Below are 17,379 nucleotides of genomic sequence, written 5' to 3' on the forward strand. Positions count from 1 at the left end.
TAAATTTTAAGAAAATAACATAATAAAACAACATAAATATGAGAAGTGAAGAATACAGATATATAGTTAGTAAATTCAATGATAAAGATTTATATACTTTTTCAATGAAAATAAAAGACTTATTAAGCATTTATTATGTTGCAGCAAGAGGCTTAAGTACTGAACAAGGTGCTGTACAAAGAATATTGAACAAAAGACGAATTGATGACATTAAAAATTTTATTTTAGGTGGAAATCTCTTTGTAAACACTTTTATTATAAATTGGACAGATACCACAGAGGAACCTAAAGTAAAAAAAGACACTTTAAATATCCCTTTGGATGGAAGACGTGCACAAGTTCTTGATGGGCAACATAGAATTTCTGGGCTAAAGGAAGCTGTTCAATTGAGATCAGAAATTGGAGAAAAATATATTCTTGTTTCAATGGCATTACAATTAACTACACCAGAAGCTGCAAATATTTTTTTAAATATTAACAGCGAACAAAAACCTGTACCAAAAAGTTTAATATATGACTTATTTGGGCAAGCCTTCGATGATAAAGAACATGCAATTAATAGAGCTACAGATATTATTACTTTTCTAAATAAAGACGAAAGTTCGCCTTATTTTCAAATGATAAAATATCCGGGTAATCAAAAAAATGCTGGACTAATTGACTTAGCAATTTTTGTTAATGCTATAAAACCTCACCTTAATAAAGATGGGGTTTTTAACACCTATAATTTAAATGAAATTGAAACTCAGAAAAAAATTATTAAGAATTTCTATACTGCATTAAAAGATACTTACAAAAAATTCTGGGACATAAAATCAGAAAATCCATTTTTTAAAGCTGCTGGTTTTAATGGTTCATTTGATTTTCTTTGCGAAGTTTTAATTCCTAAATGTATTGATGAAAAAAGTTTTTCATCAGAAAAGATGAAAGAACTAATGAAATTGGATTCTGATAATTTATTTTTATCAAATTCAATGAAGAATCTAGATGGTAAAACGGCAAGAAAAAATGTAAAAACTTATTTGAATGAAAATTTCTTAAAAGACATACCTCAATCTGACGACGAATATGAGTTTTAAAAGACATGATGTTCAAGAGTTTATCGAATATGATTTGGGGTGTCTAGATTTAAACAACTGGAAAAATTATAAACCAGGCTTACAGATTTTTACTGTTGATAATATAAAAAAAACTCGCCTAGAAAATTGTATCGAAAGTGATACAAAATCATATTTCTACAAATCCATCTATTCATTTGTTCAAGCTCTTAGTAATATAAATAGGAACAATTATAATTGGAGTATTGTACAATTGTATTATTCTTGCTTTTATGCAATTCGAGCTGACATTTTATTAAGTAATCACTGTATAGTGCGATGTGGTGGATTATACATGGTAGAAAATAAAATAGGAGAACAATTTCAATCAATAATAATGAATGCTAGAGGTGATCACCAAATGGCTATCGCTTTACTACAAAAGTTGAAAAATGAACATAAATTAATAGATGAAATATTAGATGTGCAATTAGAAGGAATTGATGCTTATAGTTGGTTAATGAAACACAGAGAAAGATCTAATTATCAAATGAAGAATTTTGTTGACCCTAAGGTTGACGAATTATTTCAACACATAAATTATTATTTCAAAACAAAAACACTTTATGACTTATTCGATTTTTATAACCAATCTGATTATACTATTTGCTTTGATTTAGATCATTCAGCATTATCTATACCATTCAAGAAAATTATGCAAATAAAAGAAAAGATAATAGCCAAACATGGTTTGAATGTATCTGAAAATATTAAAGAATATCAATACTTAAAAGATAAGTTAGAAGAATTAGGATTAACCAAAAACAATGTAAAAAACTTTATCTAAAAACTTTTAATTACACATAATTTCTCGTTATTGACAACTAATTGCACCCAATATCAAGTAATTCCAGCAAGCAAAAAACGGCTATTCAGTTTCCACAAATTTTACGAAAATTTCCCGGTTTAAATCGACAAAATCTTTTGGCTAATAAACGGTAAAAAGATATATTTGCAATCGCTTTGATTGTGCGGGATGTAGCGCAGCCAGGTAGCGTACTAGCATGGGGTGCTAGGGGTCGCTGGTTCGAATCCAGTCATCCCGACAACATCAAAAAGCCTGACTTGTTTAGAGTCAGGCTTTTGTTTTTTTTCAAAATTCTTCCAGCAATTATACCAGAAAACAAATCTTTTTTTGGCTAAAGCACAAAAAAAAATCTAACGTTTTTTCCGCAAAGTCCCAAAAACAAAGCCCTTTACTATTCTTGTTAAAATAATTATAAAATAATCATCATTTTATATATTATAATGCATATTGTTTACGTTGTATGTTAAAACACAATGCTTATGACCTGATAACTACCTAACCCTTAAAACCACAAATCATGTCTAGAGTAAGTATTTATGAAACCCGTTGGATCAACCTAATTTTCGAAAACAAAAACCAACAATATGGTGCATATCAATTGCGCCGTGAAAGTGTCAAAAGTTCCTTGACGGCCCTGTTTATGGGATTGTTGTTTGTGGCCTCCATTGGCGGAATCACGACAATTGCCAGTCATTTCAATCGTGTGGTTGCTCCCACCATTACTAGTCCAGAATGGTCAGATCCCATCGAAGTCACCAAGGTTGATTTTCAAAAAATAGAAGAACCAATGCTTCCCGAAGCGCAAAGTCAAGCCACCGAAGCCACCATCCTGAAAGACCAGCTCATCAATCCAGTAATTGTTCAATCACAAGACGCTGTGCAAGACATTGCCACAAATGTGGAAAACAAATATGCCTCCGATGTGCTTTCGGACGGGACAGGAACAATTGAATTAAATCCTTCTTCATCAGGAAATGGAACCGAAACCACCAAAGCGGTTGACTACGGAACCACGGTGGTCAATGCAGCAGTATTGGACAAACTTCCACAGTTCCCGGGCGGAATCGAAAAATTCTACAACTATGTGGGCAACAATTTTGAAAAACCGGAAATTGAAGACATTGCCACCCTTCGAGTTTATGTGTCATTCGTCATCGAAAAAGACGGCAGCATGACCGACATCAAAGTAAGCAGGGATCCCGGTTATGGTTTGGGAAGGGAAGCCATTCGAGTTTTGAAATCCTTGCGAACCAAATGGTCTCCGGGAATAATTGATTCGAAACCCGTAAGAACAGCTTACAGCTTGCCAATCGTATTGGAAATGAAATAAACATCATGTAAAATAACGTATAATCTGTCAGGTGAAACGCAGTCGAAACCCTGCCAAAATAAAAAGCAGAACTTTTCAGTTCTGCTTTTGTTGTTTGAAACATGATGGAAATCCAAACTTTATTTTTTGGTGGTGGTTTTCTTCGTGGTTTTTTTAGTGGTCGTTTTAGGCTTGGCGACTACCGGCATTTTATGCACGTAGGCTTTGTACACACCTTCTTTTTCGGCTCTCTTTTTGGCATTCTCGGCTCTTTCTTTGGAGTCCGGATGTGAACTTATCATTTTGGTCAAGAAATCACTTTGGGCTCCTTCACCCATTTTGGCCAAAATTGTAAAAGCAGACTCAACGGCATTCACGTCATACCCATTGGTCTTCATAAAATCGTAAGCAAACGTATCGGCTTCCGATTCTTGTTTACGGCTGTGTTTACTGTCAATCATCGCGCTTGCTATTTTTCCCAATTGGCTGTCGGTAATGGCCGCAATTTTATTCGATTGTGAGGCAGCCGCATCAATCAGGGCTTCTTTTTGGTATGCGGCCTTGATGGCATCACGGGAATCGTGATTGACCACGTGGCCTATTTCGTGACCAATGACCACCAACAATTCATTGTCGTCCATCACATCCATCAATCCGCTGTAAACGCGCACGCTTCCGTCAGCGGTGGCAAAGGCATTTACTTCTTTGAGAACATAAACCTTGTAATTCAATGTCAGTCCGTAAGCATTGGTGTATTTTCCAAAAATCTTGTTCAATCGAATGGCGTAAGGATTGGTTGGACCGGCAATCACGTGTTCCGCATCCATTTTGGCCACGGCTTCTTTGGATAATTGGGCAGCTTCTGCATCGCTAAAAGTAAGTCCCGCTATCCCTTTTTGGACAGCTCCCAAGGCTTTGTCTCCAAAATTAATTTGCGCATTGGCAGTTGAAAAACCCAAAAAACCAAGCATTACCGCTAAAAATACAGATTCTCTTTTCATTGTATTAAATTTTGATTTATAAACACAAAGATACGACAAGTTTGAATCCTCTAAAAAAAATTTCCGGCATTACCCGATAAATTCCTTCACAAATAAAGCGCGCGCTTTCTTGTCATTGCCTAAAATCATTTTATCAAATTGTTAAAAAAATGTTAAACAAAAATTAAACAGTTGTTTAATTTAAACAGTTGTTTAATTTTGTCGCCTTTTAAAATCAAAAAATAGTGAAAAACGATTTAAACGACAAACAAATTCAAATTCTCAATGTAGCCGAAACGCTATTTGCCGAGAAAGGATTTGATGGAACTTCGATTCGGGATATTTCAAAAGTGGCAAAAATCAATATTGCCATGGTTTCGTATTACTTTGGAAGCAAGGAAAAACTATTGGAATCCTTGATCTTGTTTAAAACCTCGGGACTCAAAGAACAACTGTTCCATTTGATAGACGAAAACCTGGAACCTTTAGACAAAATAAACAAACTGATTGCACTTTACGTGAATCGAATCAATTGCAACAAGGGAATTTACCGCATCCTGCATTTTGAATTGGCTTCCAAAAAAAAGGCATTGGAAATCCAGTCTTTTTCCGAAATCAAGAAAGCCAACTTAAAATCGATGGAACTCATCATTCAAGAAGGCCAAGCCAAGGGCGTTTTCAGAAAAGACGTGATTATCCCGTTGCTCACGCCAACGATTTTGGGAACTTATTTCCATTTCAATATGAACAAACCTTTTTTCGAGGAAATTTTGGACTTGAAAACGGATGAAGATTACGATAATTACGTAAAAACCGATTTAACAAAACACATTCAACAAACCATTAAAGCCCTTTTGATACATGAAAATTAATCATTTATTACTTTTGGGAATTTACTTCATTGGAGCAACAGCTTCCAATGCACAAGAAAGAACTAGTTTGACACTCGACGAAGCCGTTCATTTGGCTTGGACGAAAAGCAACGAAGTGAGCTTGGCCGATTCCAAAGTAAATTCATCAAAATACGAATTACAGTCCAAAAAGAACAGTCAATATCCCGATTTGAAACTTTCGGGACAATACCAGCATTTTTTGGAACCCAATGTTGACATTAAATTTGGAGAAAGTGGATCGGGAACAGGTTTCCCGTCCGGAAACCAGTTGTTGATTGGACAATTAAGTGCCAGTCTTCCTGTTTTTGCCGGTTTCAAAACACAAAACAACATCAAGATTTCGGAGAATTTGTACCAAGCCGAAACGGCAAATGCTTTGCAAACCAAAGAAGAAATTGCGATGCGCGTAGTGAATTATTATGCCAGCTTGTACAAGGCCCAAAAAACTTTGGAACTGTTGAAAGACAATCAAAAACAAGCCGAACAGCGTGTTAAGGATTTTACCGAAATGGAAAAAAACGGCATCATTCCCAGAAACGACTTGTTGAAAGCGCAATTACAGGTTTCGAAAATCCAATTGTCCATAGACGACATAAACAAGAACCTGAACGTGGTCAATTATTATTTGGTTTCCCTTTTGAAATTGCCATCGGAAACAAAACTAAAAATCAACGAAAGCGATTTTGTCAATTTCCAGACGAACAATGTTCCAAAGGATGAAAAATTGGCATTGGAAAACCGCAAAGATTTAAAAGCCGTTGACTATCAAGAAAAAGCGAGTGAAGCCAACATCAAAATGGCAAAAAGTGCCTATTATCCATCTGTTTCGTTGGTGGGAGGCTATGCTAATTTGGCATTGGAAAACGTGATTACAGTTCAAAATGCGATAAATTTTGGCGTAGGCGTTTCTTATGATTTGAGTGGCATCCTAAAACACAATTCATCCATAAAAATGGCAGAAAGCAAATCGCAGGAAACCAAAAACTACAAAGAAATCCTGACCGACAACATCAAGGTTCAAGTCAAAAAAGCGATTGAAGAATATGACCTGGCCCTAAAACAAAAAGAAGTTTACATAGAAGCGGCAACGCAATCCTTGGAAAATTACCGCATCGTAAAAGACAAATACGACAACGGTCTTTCGAACACCAATGATTTACTCGAAGCCGACGTGGAACAACTGGGTTCAAAAATTAACAACGCTTTGGCAAGAGCCAATGTTATTCAAAAATATTACGAATTGCTTTCGGCAACAGGACAATTATCCCAAACTTTCAATCTTTCAAAAATATAATATAACCTCCCATGGAAAAGAAAAAAACAAATAAAAAATTCATCATCATACTAAGCGCATTGGTACTAATAGGAGGTACTTATGGAACGTACAAATACATTCACTCTTTGTCCCACGAACATACCGATGATGCCCAAATCGAGAAAAAAATGAACCCGATTATCCCGAGAGTTCCCGGATATATCAGCAAGGTTTATGTAAAAGACAATGATTTTGTAAAAAAAGGAGATACTTTGTTCACCATTGACCAAAGAGATTACCAATTGAAAATTGACGAAGCTGCCGCCGCCTTGGTTGCTGCCGAAAGCCAATTTGAAGCCGCCAAAGCCGATATTGGAAGTGCCAATGCCAGTATTTCGGTTTCGGATGCCAATATGAAATCGGCAAGCGGTTCTATCGAAAGTGCCAAAATCAGGTTGAAACAAATTACCAGCGATTACAACCGTTACAACAATTTGTACAAAACACACACGATTACCAAACAACAATACGAACAAGCCTTGACTGCCAAGGAAGAAGCCGAAAATCAGGTGCGTGTTTTGGAACAACAACAAAGAGCAAGTTCTTACCAAAAATCGGTGATTGAATCCAAATCAAAAGCTTCGGACAAACAAACTGAAGTGGCTGCAGCCAATATCAAGAGAGCCCAAACTTTGTTGGACGTGGCTAAATTAAACCTGACTTACACCGTGGTTACGGCCGCCATCGACGGACAGGTTTCCAAAGTGGATATCCAACCCGGACAATTGGTTCAGGCAGGACAATCCTTGTTTTACATCATCAACAACACCGAAGCTTGGGTAGTGGCCAATTTCAAGGAAACCCAATTGGACAAAATGGTTGTGGGTCAAAAAGTGGGCTTAAAAGTGGATGCTTACCCTGATTATGAATTCCAGGGAATCGTGACTTCTTTTTCGCCAGCAACAGGTTCTCGTTTTTCTTTGTTGCCACCGGATAATGCCACTGGAAACTTCGTAAAAACCATCCAAAGATTGCCGGTAAAAATCAGTCTAGACACGACAAACGATCCTGAAAAAGTGAAATTATTGCGTCCTGGAATGAACGTGGATGTGGATGTACATTTGAAGTAATATTTCAGATTATTAGCCACAGATTAAAAAGATTTTCACGGATTTTAACCATAACTATAAAATCTGTGAAAATCAGTGACCCGAGCGATAGCGAACAGGCGCAGCAAATCAGTGGCAAAAAAAAGATTCATATAGTCATTTTAGACACACAGATTATAAGTTGTCTAAATATCCAATCTTATAATTATACAAATGAAAAAAGCAGCAGTAGCAGCAGACGACGATTTAGTTGAATACGGATACCGACGCGTCATCATCACGATTACGGCAGTGCTTTGTGCGCTATTGGAAATCGTGGATACGACCATTGTGAACGTGGCGCTAACCGATATGCGAGGGAGTCTTGGCGCTACCTTGACCGACGTGGCTTGGGTAATTACCGCTTATGCCATTGCCAACGTAATCGTGATTCCAATGACGAGTTGGTTGTCGCAACAATTTGGACGACGCAATTATTTCGTGGCCTCCATCATTCTTTTTACGGTTTGTTCCTTTCTTTGCGGAAATGCCACAAATATTTGGGAATTGGTCGCCTTCAGATTCGTGCAAGGTATTGGTGGTGGCGCCTTGTTGGTAACTGCCCAAACCATTATTACCGAAAGTTATCCCGTTGCCAAACGTGGAATGGCACAAGCTATTTACGGAATGGGAGTAATTGTGGGACCTACATTGGGTCCACCATTGGGAGGATATTTGGTCGATCATTATTCTTGGCCTTACATTTTTTACATCAATATTCCGTTGGGGATCATTGCCACAATTTTGGCCATTTCTTTCGTGAGAAGTCCTAAATATGGTGAAAAATTGAAATCAAATCAGGTCGATTGGTGGGGAATTGGATTATTGGCCACTTTCATTGGTTCCTTGCAATTCGTTTTGGAACACGGACAACAAGACGATTGGTTCAATGATTCCTTGATTACTAGTTTGAGTGTCGTGACGGTTTTTGGTTTGATTCTTTTTATTTGGAGGGAACTCACCTACAAACATCCCATCGTGAATTTGAGCGTTCTCAAAGATGGTAACCTCCGAATAGGAACCGTTATGTGTTTCATTCTCGGTTTTGGCTTGTATGGTTCCACCTTGATTATCCCCATTTACACCCAAGCCATTTTAGGCTGGACGGCAACCGATGCAGGATTATTGTTGATTCCAGGTTCGATAACCACGGCTATGATGATGCCAATTGTGGGGACGTTAATCCAAAAAGGAGTGCCGCAAGGCTATATGGTGGCAGTTGGATTTTTAATCTTTTTCTTCTTCACTTTATTGATGTACAACAATATGACGCCCGACACTGGTGTCGAACATTTATTTTGGCCATTGATTCTAAGAGGAATTGGATTGGGATTGCTTTTCGTGCCCATCACTACGCTTTCGCTTTCGACCCTAAAAGGAAAACACATTGGCGAAGGTGCCGCTTTTACGGGAATGATGCGCCAATTGGGAGGTTCTTTTGGTATAGCCATCATTACCACCTTCATCACGCGTTTTACCCAAGAACACAGGGTTGATTTAATTGCCAATCTTGACCCGAGCAAATACCAAGTGCAACAACGAATCTTGGGAATGCAAAGAAATTTTATGTCGAAAGGTTTCAGTAGCAACGAATCGCTCCAAAAAGCCTATCAAGCACTGGATTATTCCGTTCTGAAACAAAGCACGGTCTTGTCCTATATGGATATTTTCCTCTATTTGGGAATCCTGTTTTTGTGTTGCATCCCGGTAATTCTTTTAATCAAAAAAGGAAAACACAAAGTGGATATTTCCGAAGCAATGCACTAAGATTTTAGATTGCAGATTTTAGAATTTAGATTGGAGAATCTGATTAAAAAAGTTCCTGATTTCACTATTTCATAAGTGAGATTCGGAACTTTTTTGTAGGGTTGTGATTATATTTTCTATATTTGGAAGGAGCAAATAATATGGCATATATTAAATTCCGTTGCCCAGAATTAAAGTAAATTAGAGCCATTTTATACTATATAAATATATGGTATTTTATAAAAATCCGACAAATACAAATGAAAAAAAATTACTTTATACTCTTCTACTCTATTTTTTTATTTAATAATGTTTATTCACAAATGTCATCGGAAGTTGTTCCAATATCAGAAACCTACTCATCCAATGGAAAATTTAAATTATTATCAATTTCCTATGATAATGAATTCCCAAATTTGAAAGGAGAATCTTTTGTGTCATATACTCAAGAATATGACAGCACAGGAGTTAGAAAAAAATTTTATAAAGTGAAGCGGTCGTTTGACATTTATGAAGGAAATCCATTTTTCACTGCAATTAGTAATGACGGAAGAAAAATCATATATCTCACAAATTACATCTATGAAAATGGATTAGAAAATAAAAACATCACTTATTATATCGACGGTAGATTGGAGAAAACATATACAACTGAGGAATTTATAAACTGCGATAAAAACAAAGAAAAGTGCAATCTATTCTATGACAATCAATTTCAAATATTTGAAAGTTTCAATTCTACAATTAAACAGTATAAAAAAACAGTTTCAGAAAAAGATATTTTTCTGGATAAAAGTTTTGTTTTCAATAAGAATGACACAATATATTTAATTGACTCCAGAAAAAAAATAACACTTTATGATTTAGATAAAGGAAAAATTATAGGTACAAAAATTGATTTTGATTCCATATATCCAAAAATCAAAAATATTGAGCCAATTAAAAGCCGAATCTCTTACTATAAATATCCTTATAAATATGTAATAGATATTCAAAACTCAAAAGATAATGAGAAACTTTCTGCAAGTATAAGTAAAATGGCTGATTTAAAATTCATTTCTATAAATGATTCAACTTTTCACAAATACAAACTTTTCAGAATTGAATTAAGTGGTTATATGGATCGAAAAGGAAAGTTTGAAATTGAAAATTTAGAAACCGATCCAGTATTCAATAAAAAACTTATTGAAGATTATATAACAACTACCACATTCAAAACAGACTTTATTCCTCGAGAAGTTGACAAAATTCATCTAAAATATTTTTTTGGAGGATATCGCAGCTATGATGACAAAATCGCAGAAAAAGAAACCCTTAAAGAAAAAGAAAGAAGAAAGGAAGAATTCAAAAAACGCCTTACTCTTGAAAAAATAGACAACATATATATACCTAAAAATCTATATGAATGCTTAACAGAATTAGACCGTATTCTAAATTTCGAAATTAAAAAGCAATTAATTGAAACAAAGGATTCTTGGGAATTTAACTCACACATGGGTAGATTAGGAATGTGGATTAGAAACAATTGGGGAATTAATGGTGGTTCTCGACTCTTAAAATACTTTAACGACAAAAGCATCGGAAAAGAGACATCTGGAAATGATGTAATTTCAGGAACAATTATTAATCAATACATTATTTGGTTGAAAGGAGATAAAAATGCCTGGAAAATATGGGAAAAACAAAATCCAAATAAATAAAAATGCTAATCGACATTTGTGTCTATTTTCAAAACACCCAACTATTTTTGACCACATTACCTTTAAAAACAATGATTTTTTTTAAATGAAGTAATGCTTTACATTCTATGATAAAAAAACAAGTAAAATCAAGCCTACAAACAAACTGTCTTAATTCTTAATACTAAAATCTTGATACTCTACCTCGTAAAAACCAACTGGTTTCCTTTCGACAAATTGGCGTCAAATCGATAGCCTTCATAGTCAAAACCTTTCAAGTCTTCGATGGTTTCGGCATTCGTGTCTATGATGTAACGCACCATCAAGCCCCTCGCCTTCTTGGCAAAAAAACTGATTATCTTGAGTTTTCTGTCTTTGTAATCCTTGAATTCCGGCGTGATTACGGGCACTTTCAAGGCTTTGACATCCACGGCCGAGAAATATTCGTTGCTCGCCAAATTGACGAACAATTCACCTTTGTGAAGTTCCTTGTTCAAGGCCTTGGCGATAACGGGCTTCCAAAATTCGTACAGGTTTTTGCTTTCGCCAATGGGCAATTTGGTCCCCATTTCCAATCGGTACGCCTGAATCAAATCCAAGGGTTTGAGGAGTCCGTACAAACCCGACAAAATTCGCAAACGGTCTTGTAAAACCGCCAATTTCTCGGTTGGAATCGAATAGGCATCCAAACCGGTATAAACATCGCCATCAAAAGCAAAAACGGCCGGACGCGCATTTTCGGGTGTGAAAGGCGTTTTCCAATCTTGGTTGCGTTGCCAATTCAAATCGGCCAATTTATCCGAAATATCCATTAGTTCCGAAAGTTCTTTGGGCGATTTTTGCTTCAACACTTTGTGGACTTGACGCGACTCTTTCAAGAACAAAGAATCGGAAAAATCAGTAGTGGGCAATGCTTTCTCGAAGTTCAAGGATTTGGCTGGCGAAATGATAATTTTCATTTTTTGAATGGGTTTTAAAAGACTTCAAAAATACAAATTGAAAATCCGAAAACGAAAAATTGTCTCTCATTTTATTTATGTATTTTTGGATGAAATATGAATAAAACCTGCAATACTTTTATGAGTCCGATTATAATCAAAAAAGCAACCATTTCCGATCTTGAAATCATCCAAAAAATCAGCAAACAAACTTTTATCGAAACTTTTGCGGAGGTAAACACACCCGAAAACATGGAGAATTACGTTCGGGATAATTTCAATTCAGCACAATTGACATCAGAAATAAACAATCCGGAATCGGCATTTTATCTTGCCCTTTTAGAATCGGAACCTGTTGGTTATTTGAAACTAAATTTTGGAAAAGCCCAAACTGAAATATATAATGAAAAAGCAATGGAAATCCATCGAATTTATGTTTTAAAAGCATTTCACGGAAAAAAAATAGGGCAATTATTACTTGACGAAGCCCTAAAAATAGGACAAGAAACCGGAGTTGAGTATCTTTGGTTAGGCGTTTGGGAAGAAAATCATCGAGCGCTTCAATTTTATTCCAAAAATGGTTTTGTCGAATTTGACAAACATGTTTTTACTTTGGGAAACGATATCCAAACCGACTTGCTGATGCGACTCGAAACAAATAAAAAATAAAAAATGAACAGCAAAAAACACTTGGTCATAATCGTCGTATTACTGATTTCCTTCAACAGTTTTGCGCAAAAAAATATCTCAAAAATTGCGTTTGGTTCTTGTGCACATGAAAATCATCCTTTGCCTATTTTTGACCTTGTGGTAAAACACCAGCCGGATTTATTCGTGTTTCTTGGCGACAACATTTATGGAGACACCAAAAGTATGGATACGCTTCAAGCCAAATACAATAAATTGGCGGCAAAGCCCACCTTCCAGAATTTGAAGAAAAACATACCCATCATTGCCACTTGGGACGATCACGATTTCGGTTGGAATGATGCCGGAAGACATTATCCCTTCAAGGCCGAATCGAAAGAAATATTCTTGAAATTCTTCAATGAACCAAAAGATTCCGAAAGACGAAAACACGAAGGCATTTATACCTCGTACATGTATGAAACCAATGGCAAAAAACTACAAATAATCTTGCTTGACAATCGCACATTTAGAGACGATTATAGAAAATATAAAGATGAAGTTGCCAATGACAAAAGATATTTTTATCCATTGGATTATGCTGTCCAACAAGAAGCAGATTCCACATATCTTGGTGCAACACAATGGAAATGGCTGGAATCAGAATTAAAAAAACCGGCAGACTTGAGGCTGATTGGTTCCGGCTCCCAATTTGCAATTGAATACAATGGTTATGAAGGTTGGCCAAACTTTCCGCTCGAACAAAAAAAGTTTTTGGATTTAATCAAAAAAACGAGAGCCAACGGAGTTTTATTCCTAACCGGTGACGTGCATTATGCTGAAATATCAAAACTTACCGTGCCTGGTTTATACCCTATTTATGATGTTACCTCTAGTGGACTTTCCTCTACTTGGCATTTTGCAACGCCCAACAACAACCGTATTGAAGGTCCGGTTATGGAAAACCATTTTGGACTGCTTACCATAGACTGGAACAAGAAAATACCCCAAATAAAAATGGAAATTTGGGATAACAACGACAACCAACGAGCAGAATACACCATTGGACTGGATGAAATCAGCTTTAAAAAGTAGGATTTTCTAATTTTTTGCCAATTTAAAAATGCAATCTCAATTCTTGTGAATCGGATTTTGTATTTTTGAACAATGAACACAACACCAGATTTAAACTCCAAAGGATACAATAATTACGGCGCGCACTTGCGTGAAAAATACAACGGCCAGCGCGTCTACAAAGTTATTGTCGATGGCGGATTTTCCTGCCCGAACCGAGACGGAAGCAAGGGCTTTGGCGGTTGCACTTACTGCAATGTCGATTCGTTCACGCCCGAAATTTCCAGAACCGCATTGACGATGAAATCGCAGTTGCTGGACGGAATGGAACGCGCCAAAAACCACTACAAAGCCGAAAAATTCATTGTCTATTTCCAGCCCAACACCAATACGTATGCGCCGGTTTCACTTTTGAAAACGATGTACGACGGAGCTTTGTCCATCAACTCTGATGAAGTGGTTGGTTTTTCCGTGGGAACCCGCCCGGATTGCATCGATGCTGAAAAAGTGGCTTTACTGGAAAGTTATTGCGACCGATTGGACGTCGATTTGGAAATGGGAATGGAATCAATTTATGACGAAACTTTGGAGCAAATCAACCGGGGTTGCAGCCACGCCGAATTTGTCGCCGCAGTCGAATTGTTCCAAGACAGTCCCATCGATTTGTGTGTGCACACCATTTTTGGTTTTCCTTGGGAAACTCGGGAAATGATGCTGAATTATGTTCACGAAATCAACCGTTTTCCGCAAATCAAATTCGTAAAATTCCACCATTTGCACATCGTCGAAGGTTCGATTATGGGTGTCAAATACAAGAGAGAACCTTTCAAACTCTTCAGTTTAGAAGAATACACCGATTTGCTTTGCGAATTAATTCCGATGTTGCGTCCCGACATCGTCATCCAGCGACTCTTCGGCATTTCCGATTGGGATTTGCTCATCGCTCCTAATTGGGGCTTGAAAAAAACCCAGATTCAAACCTATATCGAAAAAGAAATTGAACGCAGGGGAATTGTGCAAGGTTCGGTTTATATTACCAAATAACCTGATGATTACCATTAAAAGAACAAATTCTGACGACCCCAATTTTCAAGAATTGGTAAAATTATTGGACCTTGAATTACAGGAACGCGACGGAGAGGAACATTTATTTTATGCCAATTTAAACAAAACCAACACGCTAAATTATGCCGTTGTTGCTTATGACCAAGACGAACCCATTGGTTGCGGCGCATTAAGGGTCTACGCTGAAGACGTGATGGAAGTGAAGCGAATGTTCGTCACTTTAGAAAAAAGGGGACAAGGAATTGCCTCTACAATTTTATCCGCATTGGAAACTTGGTGCAAAGAACTCGGCATTAAAAAATGTATTTTGGAAACTGGGAAAAACCAACTCGAAGCCATCGCCCTTTATAAAAAGAATCAGTACAAAATAATTCCAAATTTTGGGAAGTATGAAGGTGTCGAAAACAGTGTTTGTTTTGAGAAGGAATTGTATGCCCAAACTAGCTAGCGACGCTTTTTGTTATTCATTTTTTTAACAATCTAGTCAACACTTCCTATTTATTCCAAATCTTCCAAGCCTTTTCTGCCTGAAAAACGAGCATGTCCTGGCCGTTTTTGGTTTGTGCGCCTCTTGCTGCCGCTTTTTTAAGAAATTGGGTTTCGGCTGGATTGTAAATCAGGTCGTAGGCAATGTGTTTGTCCGTGAAATATTCGTAAGGAATCAATGGGAAAGCATCGATATTTGGACTTGTTCCCACTGGCGAGGAGTTGATGATGATTTGGTAATTGTCAAAAGTGGTGGCGTTGATTCGGTTGTAATCGATAATGCCTTCCTTGGCTTCTCGGGAAACAAAAGTGTACAAAATACCCAATTCCTTCAAGGCATAAGCCACGCCTTTGGAGGCACCGCCAGTTCCCAAAATCAAGGCTTTTTTGTGATGCGGTAGCAACAAGGGTTCCAGTGATTTCATGAAGCCGTAATAGTCCGTGTTGTAACCTTTCAGTTTTCCTTTTTTGGTGAATTTTATGGTATTTACGGCGCCAATTTCGGTCGCTTTTTTCGATAGTTTGTCCAAATACGGAATCACGACTTCCTTATACGGAATGGTCACGTTCATTCCTTTCAGGTCTGGCGTGTTTTTGATGATTTCGGGGAAAGCCGTTATTTCTGGAATGTCGAAATTCTCGTAAGTGCAACCTTCGAAATTCTCGTTGTTGAATTTATCCGTAAAATACCCTTTCGAAAAGGAATAACTGATGTTGCGTCCCAATAAACCAAAGCGTTTGCGTATTGTATCCAGCATTTTTGTATGTAGTTTGTTAAAGCACAAATTTCACGAATTTCCACTAATTAATTTGTGAAAATTTGTGAAATTTGTGGTTAAATAGAGTTACTTATTTTTTATGTTTGGCAATGTAGTTCTGCACCATTTTTCGAGTCCAAACCACGGGAAACAAATCTTCGAGAATGATGTAATTGTCAAAATTCAGGCGCAAGGCATTGCTCAAATGAAATTTGGCCTTGGTCGTGTCTTGAATCATGAAATACAATCCCGCCAAACGGTATTCGACTTCGTTCTCTTCCGGAAAATATTCCGAAGCTTGCAACAACGTTTGAATGGCACTTTCGAATTCTCCCAAAAACTGTAGAATGTCAACCCAAAACAACCAAGTGTCCAATGCGTAATCACCATATTCTACTGCTTTTCGATAGCCAAATTCCGCTTCTTCAAAGAAGTTCATTTGTTTGTTTATCGTGGCATATCGTTTCCAGTACAAACGATTTTGATTGTCGATGGCCAAGGCTTTGTTGACAAAAAACAAGGCTTTTTGGAAGTTTTTTTGGCGAACGTAAAAATCGGTGATAGCAATCCAGCCTTTGTCCAAAAGTGGATCTTCGTGAACCGTTTTGTTGAAGTATTTCAAGGCTTCGACTTTGTTGCCCAATTTTTCGTAACATTTTCCTATTCGAAGCAAAGCATACGAAGTGGCATCGTCCAATTCGATGGTTCGGTTGTAACTTTCGATGGCTTCTTCGTATTTTTTTAATCGCTCCAAAGCCTTGGCTCTTTCCATGAAAGCACCCAAGAATTCGTCGTCGATAAGCGTGGCATAATCAAAAGCGCGGATGGCATTTTCATATTCTTTCACGCCATAATACAAGCGACCCATTTGATGCCAAGCGATTTCGCTGTATGGATTTTTGTCGATATAGTGATTCAAATAAGTGATGGCTTCTTGATTTTGGTCCAAAAATTCAAAACAATATACCACGTTGTACAAGGCGGATTGGTCTTCAAAATCTTCTTCCAAACATTTGATGAAGCTTTCTTTGGCCATTTCAAGATTATCCATAAACAGGTATTCCATCCCTATTAAATTATAGACATCGGCGTAGTCATCTGTATATTCCAAAGCTATTTTTAGCAATTCGACCGCTTTTTCGTGTTGGTCTCTTTTGGAACAAATGTTGGCTTTTTGAATGTAGATTTCTTCGTTGTTGGGTTCGATGGCGAACAACTCGTTGAGCAGCTTTTCGGCTTGTTCCAGTTTGTCGTCATAAATCAGCATTTCTACTTGGACCAGTTTTAATCCAGTTGATTTTGGGTGTTGTTCCAATGCTAATTTTAAAGCTTTTTTAGCCAAATTGGCTTTTCCCATATCGAGGTAATGAAGTATGATTTCTTCAAATTCTTCGGAGTCAAAAAAGAGCACTTTGTTGGTTTTCAACATCGACTCAAATTTGGATAGGGATAAGTTGTATTCTTCTTCCTCGTTGCTTAATTGCATACTTATATTTTTTGAGTTTGCCCAAAATAA

At 37.0% G+C, this 17,379-nt stretch carries 16 protein-coding genes and 1 tRNA gene; 13 read left to right on the top strand and 4 right to left on the bottom strand.

From position 1 onward, the window contains the following. The first annotated feature begins 38 nt into the window (after positions 1-38). The 4 genes from C0430_RS10210 to C0430_RS10225 all read left to right on the top strand — a co-directional run bounded on the left by C0430_RS10210 (position 39) and on the right by C0430_RS10225 (position 3,235). Positions 39-1,079 carry a DGQHR domain-containing protein gene (locus tag C0430_RS10210; RefSeq protein ID WP_290869255.1) on the top strand — a complete coding sequence of 347 codons (1,041 nt, stop codon included), beginning with the start codon at positions 39-41 and terminating at the stop codon, positions 1,077-1,079. Beyond that, positions 1,069-1,884, top strand: a complete 816-nt coding sequence (locus tag C0430_RS10215; RefSeq protein WP_290869257.1) for a hypothetical protein — start codon at positions 1,069-1,071, stop codon at positions 1,882-1,884. Before C0430_RS10210 ends, C0430_RS10215 begins: the two co-directional genes overlap by 11 nt. 185 nt (positions 1,885-2,069) lie before the next feature. Continuing rightward, positions 2,070-2,143: transfer RNA gene (locus tag C0430_RS10220), tRNA-Pro, on the top strand. A gap of 279 nt (positions 2,144-2,422) precedes the next feature. After that, a complete protein-coding gene (locus tag C0430_RS10225) occupies positions 2,423-3,235 on the top strand; it encodes an energy transducer TonB (protein WP_290869261.1) in 813 nt (270 codons plus the stop codon). Positions 3,236-3,354: 119 nt separating this feature from the next. Here C0430_RS10225 and C0430_RS10230 read toward each other — a convergent pair whose 3' ends face one another. Next, complete coding sequence (locus tag C0430_RS10230; RefSeq protein WP_290869264.1) at positions 3,355-4,215, bottom strand: M48 family metalloprotease; 861 nt, start codon at positions 4,213-4,215, stop codon at positions 3,355-3,357. A gap of 221 nt (positions 4,216-4,436) precedes the next feature. On the opposite strand from C0430_RS10230, the gene C0430_RS10235 reads away from it, so the two are divergent. The 5 genes from C0430_RS10235 (at position 4,437) to C0430_RS10255 (ending at position 10,936) form a co-directional block, all read left to right on the top strand. After that, the gene (locus C0430_RS10235) at positions 4,437-5,066 is read left to right on the top strand and encodes a TetR family transcriptional regulator (RefSeq protein WP_290869357.1); all 630 of its coding nucleotides are present in this window, start codon (positions 4,437-4,439) and stop codon (positions 5,064-5,066) included. Then, positions 5,056-6,381, top strand: coding sequence for a TolC family protein (locus C0430_RS10240; RefSeq protein WP_290869268.1), 1,326 nt, complete (start codon positions 5,056-5,058; stop codon positions 6,379-6,381). The genes C0430_RS10235 and C0430_RS10240 overlap by 11 nt, the downstream gene beginning before the upstream one ends. An 11-nt stretch (positions 6,382-6,392) precedes the next feature. Next, on the top strand, positions 6,393-7,472 hold the full coding sequence (locus C0430_RS10245; protein WP_290869271.1) for an HlyD family secretion protein: 1,080 nt from the start codon (positions 6,393-6,395) through the stop codon (positions 7,470-7,472). Between the two features lie 192 nt (positions 7,473-7,664). After that, on the top strand, positions 7,665-9,257 hold the full coding sequence (locus C0430_RS10250) for an MDR family MFS transporter (RefSeq protein WP_290869275.1): 1,593 nt from the start codon (positions 7,665-7,667) through the stop codon (positions 9,255-9,257). Positions 9,258-9,559: 302 nt separating this feature from the next. Further along, complete coding sequence (locus tag C0430_RS10255; protein ID WP_290869278.1) at positions 9,560-10,936, top strand: DUF6794 domain-containing protein; 1,377 nt, start codon at positions 9,560-9,562, stop codon at positions 10,934-10,936. A gap of 179 nt (positions 10,937-11,115) precedes the next feature. Here C0430_RS10255 and yaaA read toward each other — a convergent pair whose 3' ends face one another. Further along, the gene (yaaA, locus tag C0430_RS10260) at positions 11,116-11,874 is read right to left on the bottom strand and encodes a peroxide stress protein YaaA (protein WP_290869280.1); all 759 of its coding nucleotides are present in this window, start codon (positions 11,872-11,874) and stop codon (positions 11,116-11,118) included. 120 nt (positions 11,875-11,994) lie between these two features. Between yaaA and C0430_RS10265 the strand changes: the two genes are divergently transcribed. From C0430_RS10265 to C0430_RS10280, 4 genes are all read left to right on the top strand, one after another. After that, positions 11,995-12,522 (top strand): GNAT family N-acetyltransferase, encoded by a 528-nt coding sequence (locus C0430_RS10265; protein WP_290869283.1) that lies wholly within the window; start codon positions 11,995-11,997, stop codon positions 12,520-12,522. Positions 12,523-12,525: 3 nt separating this feature from the next. Beyond that, a complete protein-coding gene (locus C0430_RS10270) occupies positions 12,526-13,575 on the top strand; it encodes an alkaline phosphatase D family protein (protein ID WP_290869286.1) in 1,050 nt (349 codons plus the stop codon). Between the two features lie 72 nt (positions 13,576-13,647). Then, complete coding sequence (locus tag C0430_RS10275; RefSeq protein ID WP_290869290.1) at positions 13,648-14,598, top strand: TIGR01212 family radical SAM protein; 951 nt, start codon at positions 13,648-13,650, stop codon at positions 14,596-14,598. A gap of 4 nt (positions 14,599-14,602) precedes the next feature. Then, positions 14,603-15,067: a GNAT family N-acetyltransferase gene (locus C0430_RS10280; protein ID WP_290869293.1), complete on the top strand. Its 465-nt coding sequence runs from the start codon at positions 14,603-14,605 to the stop codon at positions 15,065-15,067. Between the two features lie 46 nt (positions 15,068-15,113). Here the strand turns inward: C0430_RS10280 and C0430_RS10285 are convergent, their stop codons facing one another. Further along, positions 15,114-15,863 (bottom strand): shikimate dehydrogenase, encoded by a 750-nt coding sequence (locus C0430_RS10285; protein WP_290869296.1) that lies wholly within the window; start codon positions 15,861-15,863, stop codon positions 15,114-15,116. A 91-nt stretch (positions 15,864-15,954) separates the two neighbouring features. Next, complete coding sequence (locus tag C0430_RS10290) at positions 15,955-17,349, bottom strand: tetratricopeptide repeat protein (RefSeq protein ID WP_290869299.1); 1,395 nt, start codon at positions 17,347-17,349, stop codon at positions 15,955-15,957. Positions 17,350-17,379 lie beyond the last annotated feature (30 nt).

Source organism: Flavobacterium sp. (assembly GCF_013823965.1).
In the GTDB taxonomy this organism is placed as follows: Bacteria; Bacteroidota; Bacteroidia; order Flavobacteriales; family Flavobacteriaceae; genus Flavobacterium.

What these genes read in the sequence shown, in the direction of transcription:
- yaaA (WP_290869280.1), bottom strand. Translation starts at nt 11,874, where the DNA reads ATGAAAATTATCATTTCGCCAGCCAAATCCTTGAACTTCGAGAAAGCA.
- C0430_RS10210 (WP_290869255.1), top strand. Translation starts at nt 39, where the DNA reads ATGAGAAGTGAAGAATACAGATATATAGTTAGTAAATTCAATGATAAA.
- C0430_RS10255 (WP_290869278.1), top strand. Translation starts at nt 9,560, where the DNA reads ATGTCATCGGAAGTTGTTCCAATATCAGAAACCTACTCATCCAATGGA.
- C0430_RS10225 (WP_290869261.1), top strand. Translation starts at nt 2,423, where the DNA reads ATGTCTAGAGTAAGTATTTATGAAACCCGTTGGATCAACCTAATTTTC.
- C0430_RS10240 (WP_290869268.1), top strand. Translation starts at nt 5,056, where the DNA reads ATGAAAATTAATCATTTATTACTTTTGGGAATTTACTTCATTGGAGCA.
- C0430_RS10230 (WP_290869264.1), bottom strand. Translation starts at nt 4,215, where the DNA reads ATGAAAAGAGAATCTGTATTTTTAGCGGTAATGCTTGGTTTTTTGGGT.
- C0430_RS10250 (WP_290869275.1), top strand. Translation starts at nt 7,665, where the DNA reads ATGAAAAAAGCAGCAGTAGCAGCAGACGACGATTTAGTTGAATACGGA.
- C0430_RS10280 (WP_290869293.1), top strand. Translation starts at nt 14,603, where the DNA reads ATGATTACCATTAAAAGAACAAATTCTGACGACCCCAATTTTCAAGAA.
- C0430_RS10215 (WP_290869257.1), top strand. Translation starts at nt 1,069, where the DNA reads ATGAGTTTTAAAAGACATGATGTTCAAGAGTTTATCGAATATGATTTG.
- C0430_RS10290 (WP_290869299.1), bottom strand. Translation starts at nt 17,349, where the DNA reads ATGCAATTAAGCAACGAGGAAGAAGAATACAACTTATCCCTATCCAAA.
- C0430_RS10275 (WP_290869290.1), top strand. Translation starts at nt 13,648, where the DNA reads ATGAACACAACACCAGATTTAAACTCCAAAGGATACAATAATTACGGC.
- C0430_RS10270 (WP_290869286.1), top strand. Translation starts at nt 12,526, where the DNA reads ATGAACAGCAAAAAACACTTGGTCATAATCGTCGTATTACTGATTTCC.
- C0430_RS10245 (WP_290869271.1), top strand. Translation starts at nt 6,393, where the DNA reads ATGGAAAAGAAAAAAACAAATAAAAAATTCATCATCATACTAAGCGCA.
- C0430_RS10265 (WP_290869283.1), top strand. Translation starts at nt 11,995, where the DNA reads ATGAGTCCGATTATAATCAAAAAAGCAACCATTTCCGATCTTGAAATC.
- C0430_RS10285 (WP_290869296.1), bottom strand. Translation starts at nt 15,863, where the DNA reads ATGCTGGATACAATACGCAAACGCTTTGGTTTATTGGGACGCAACATC.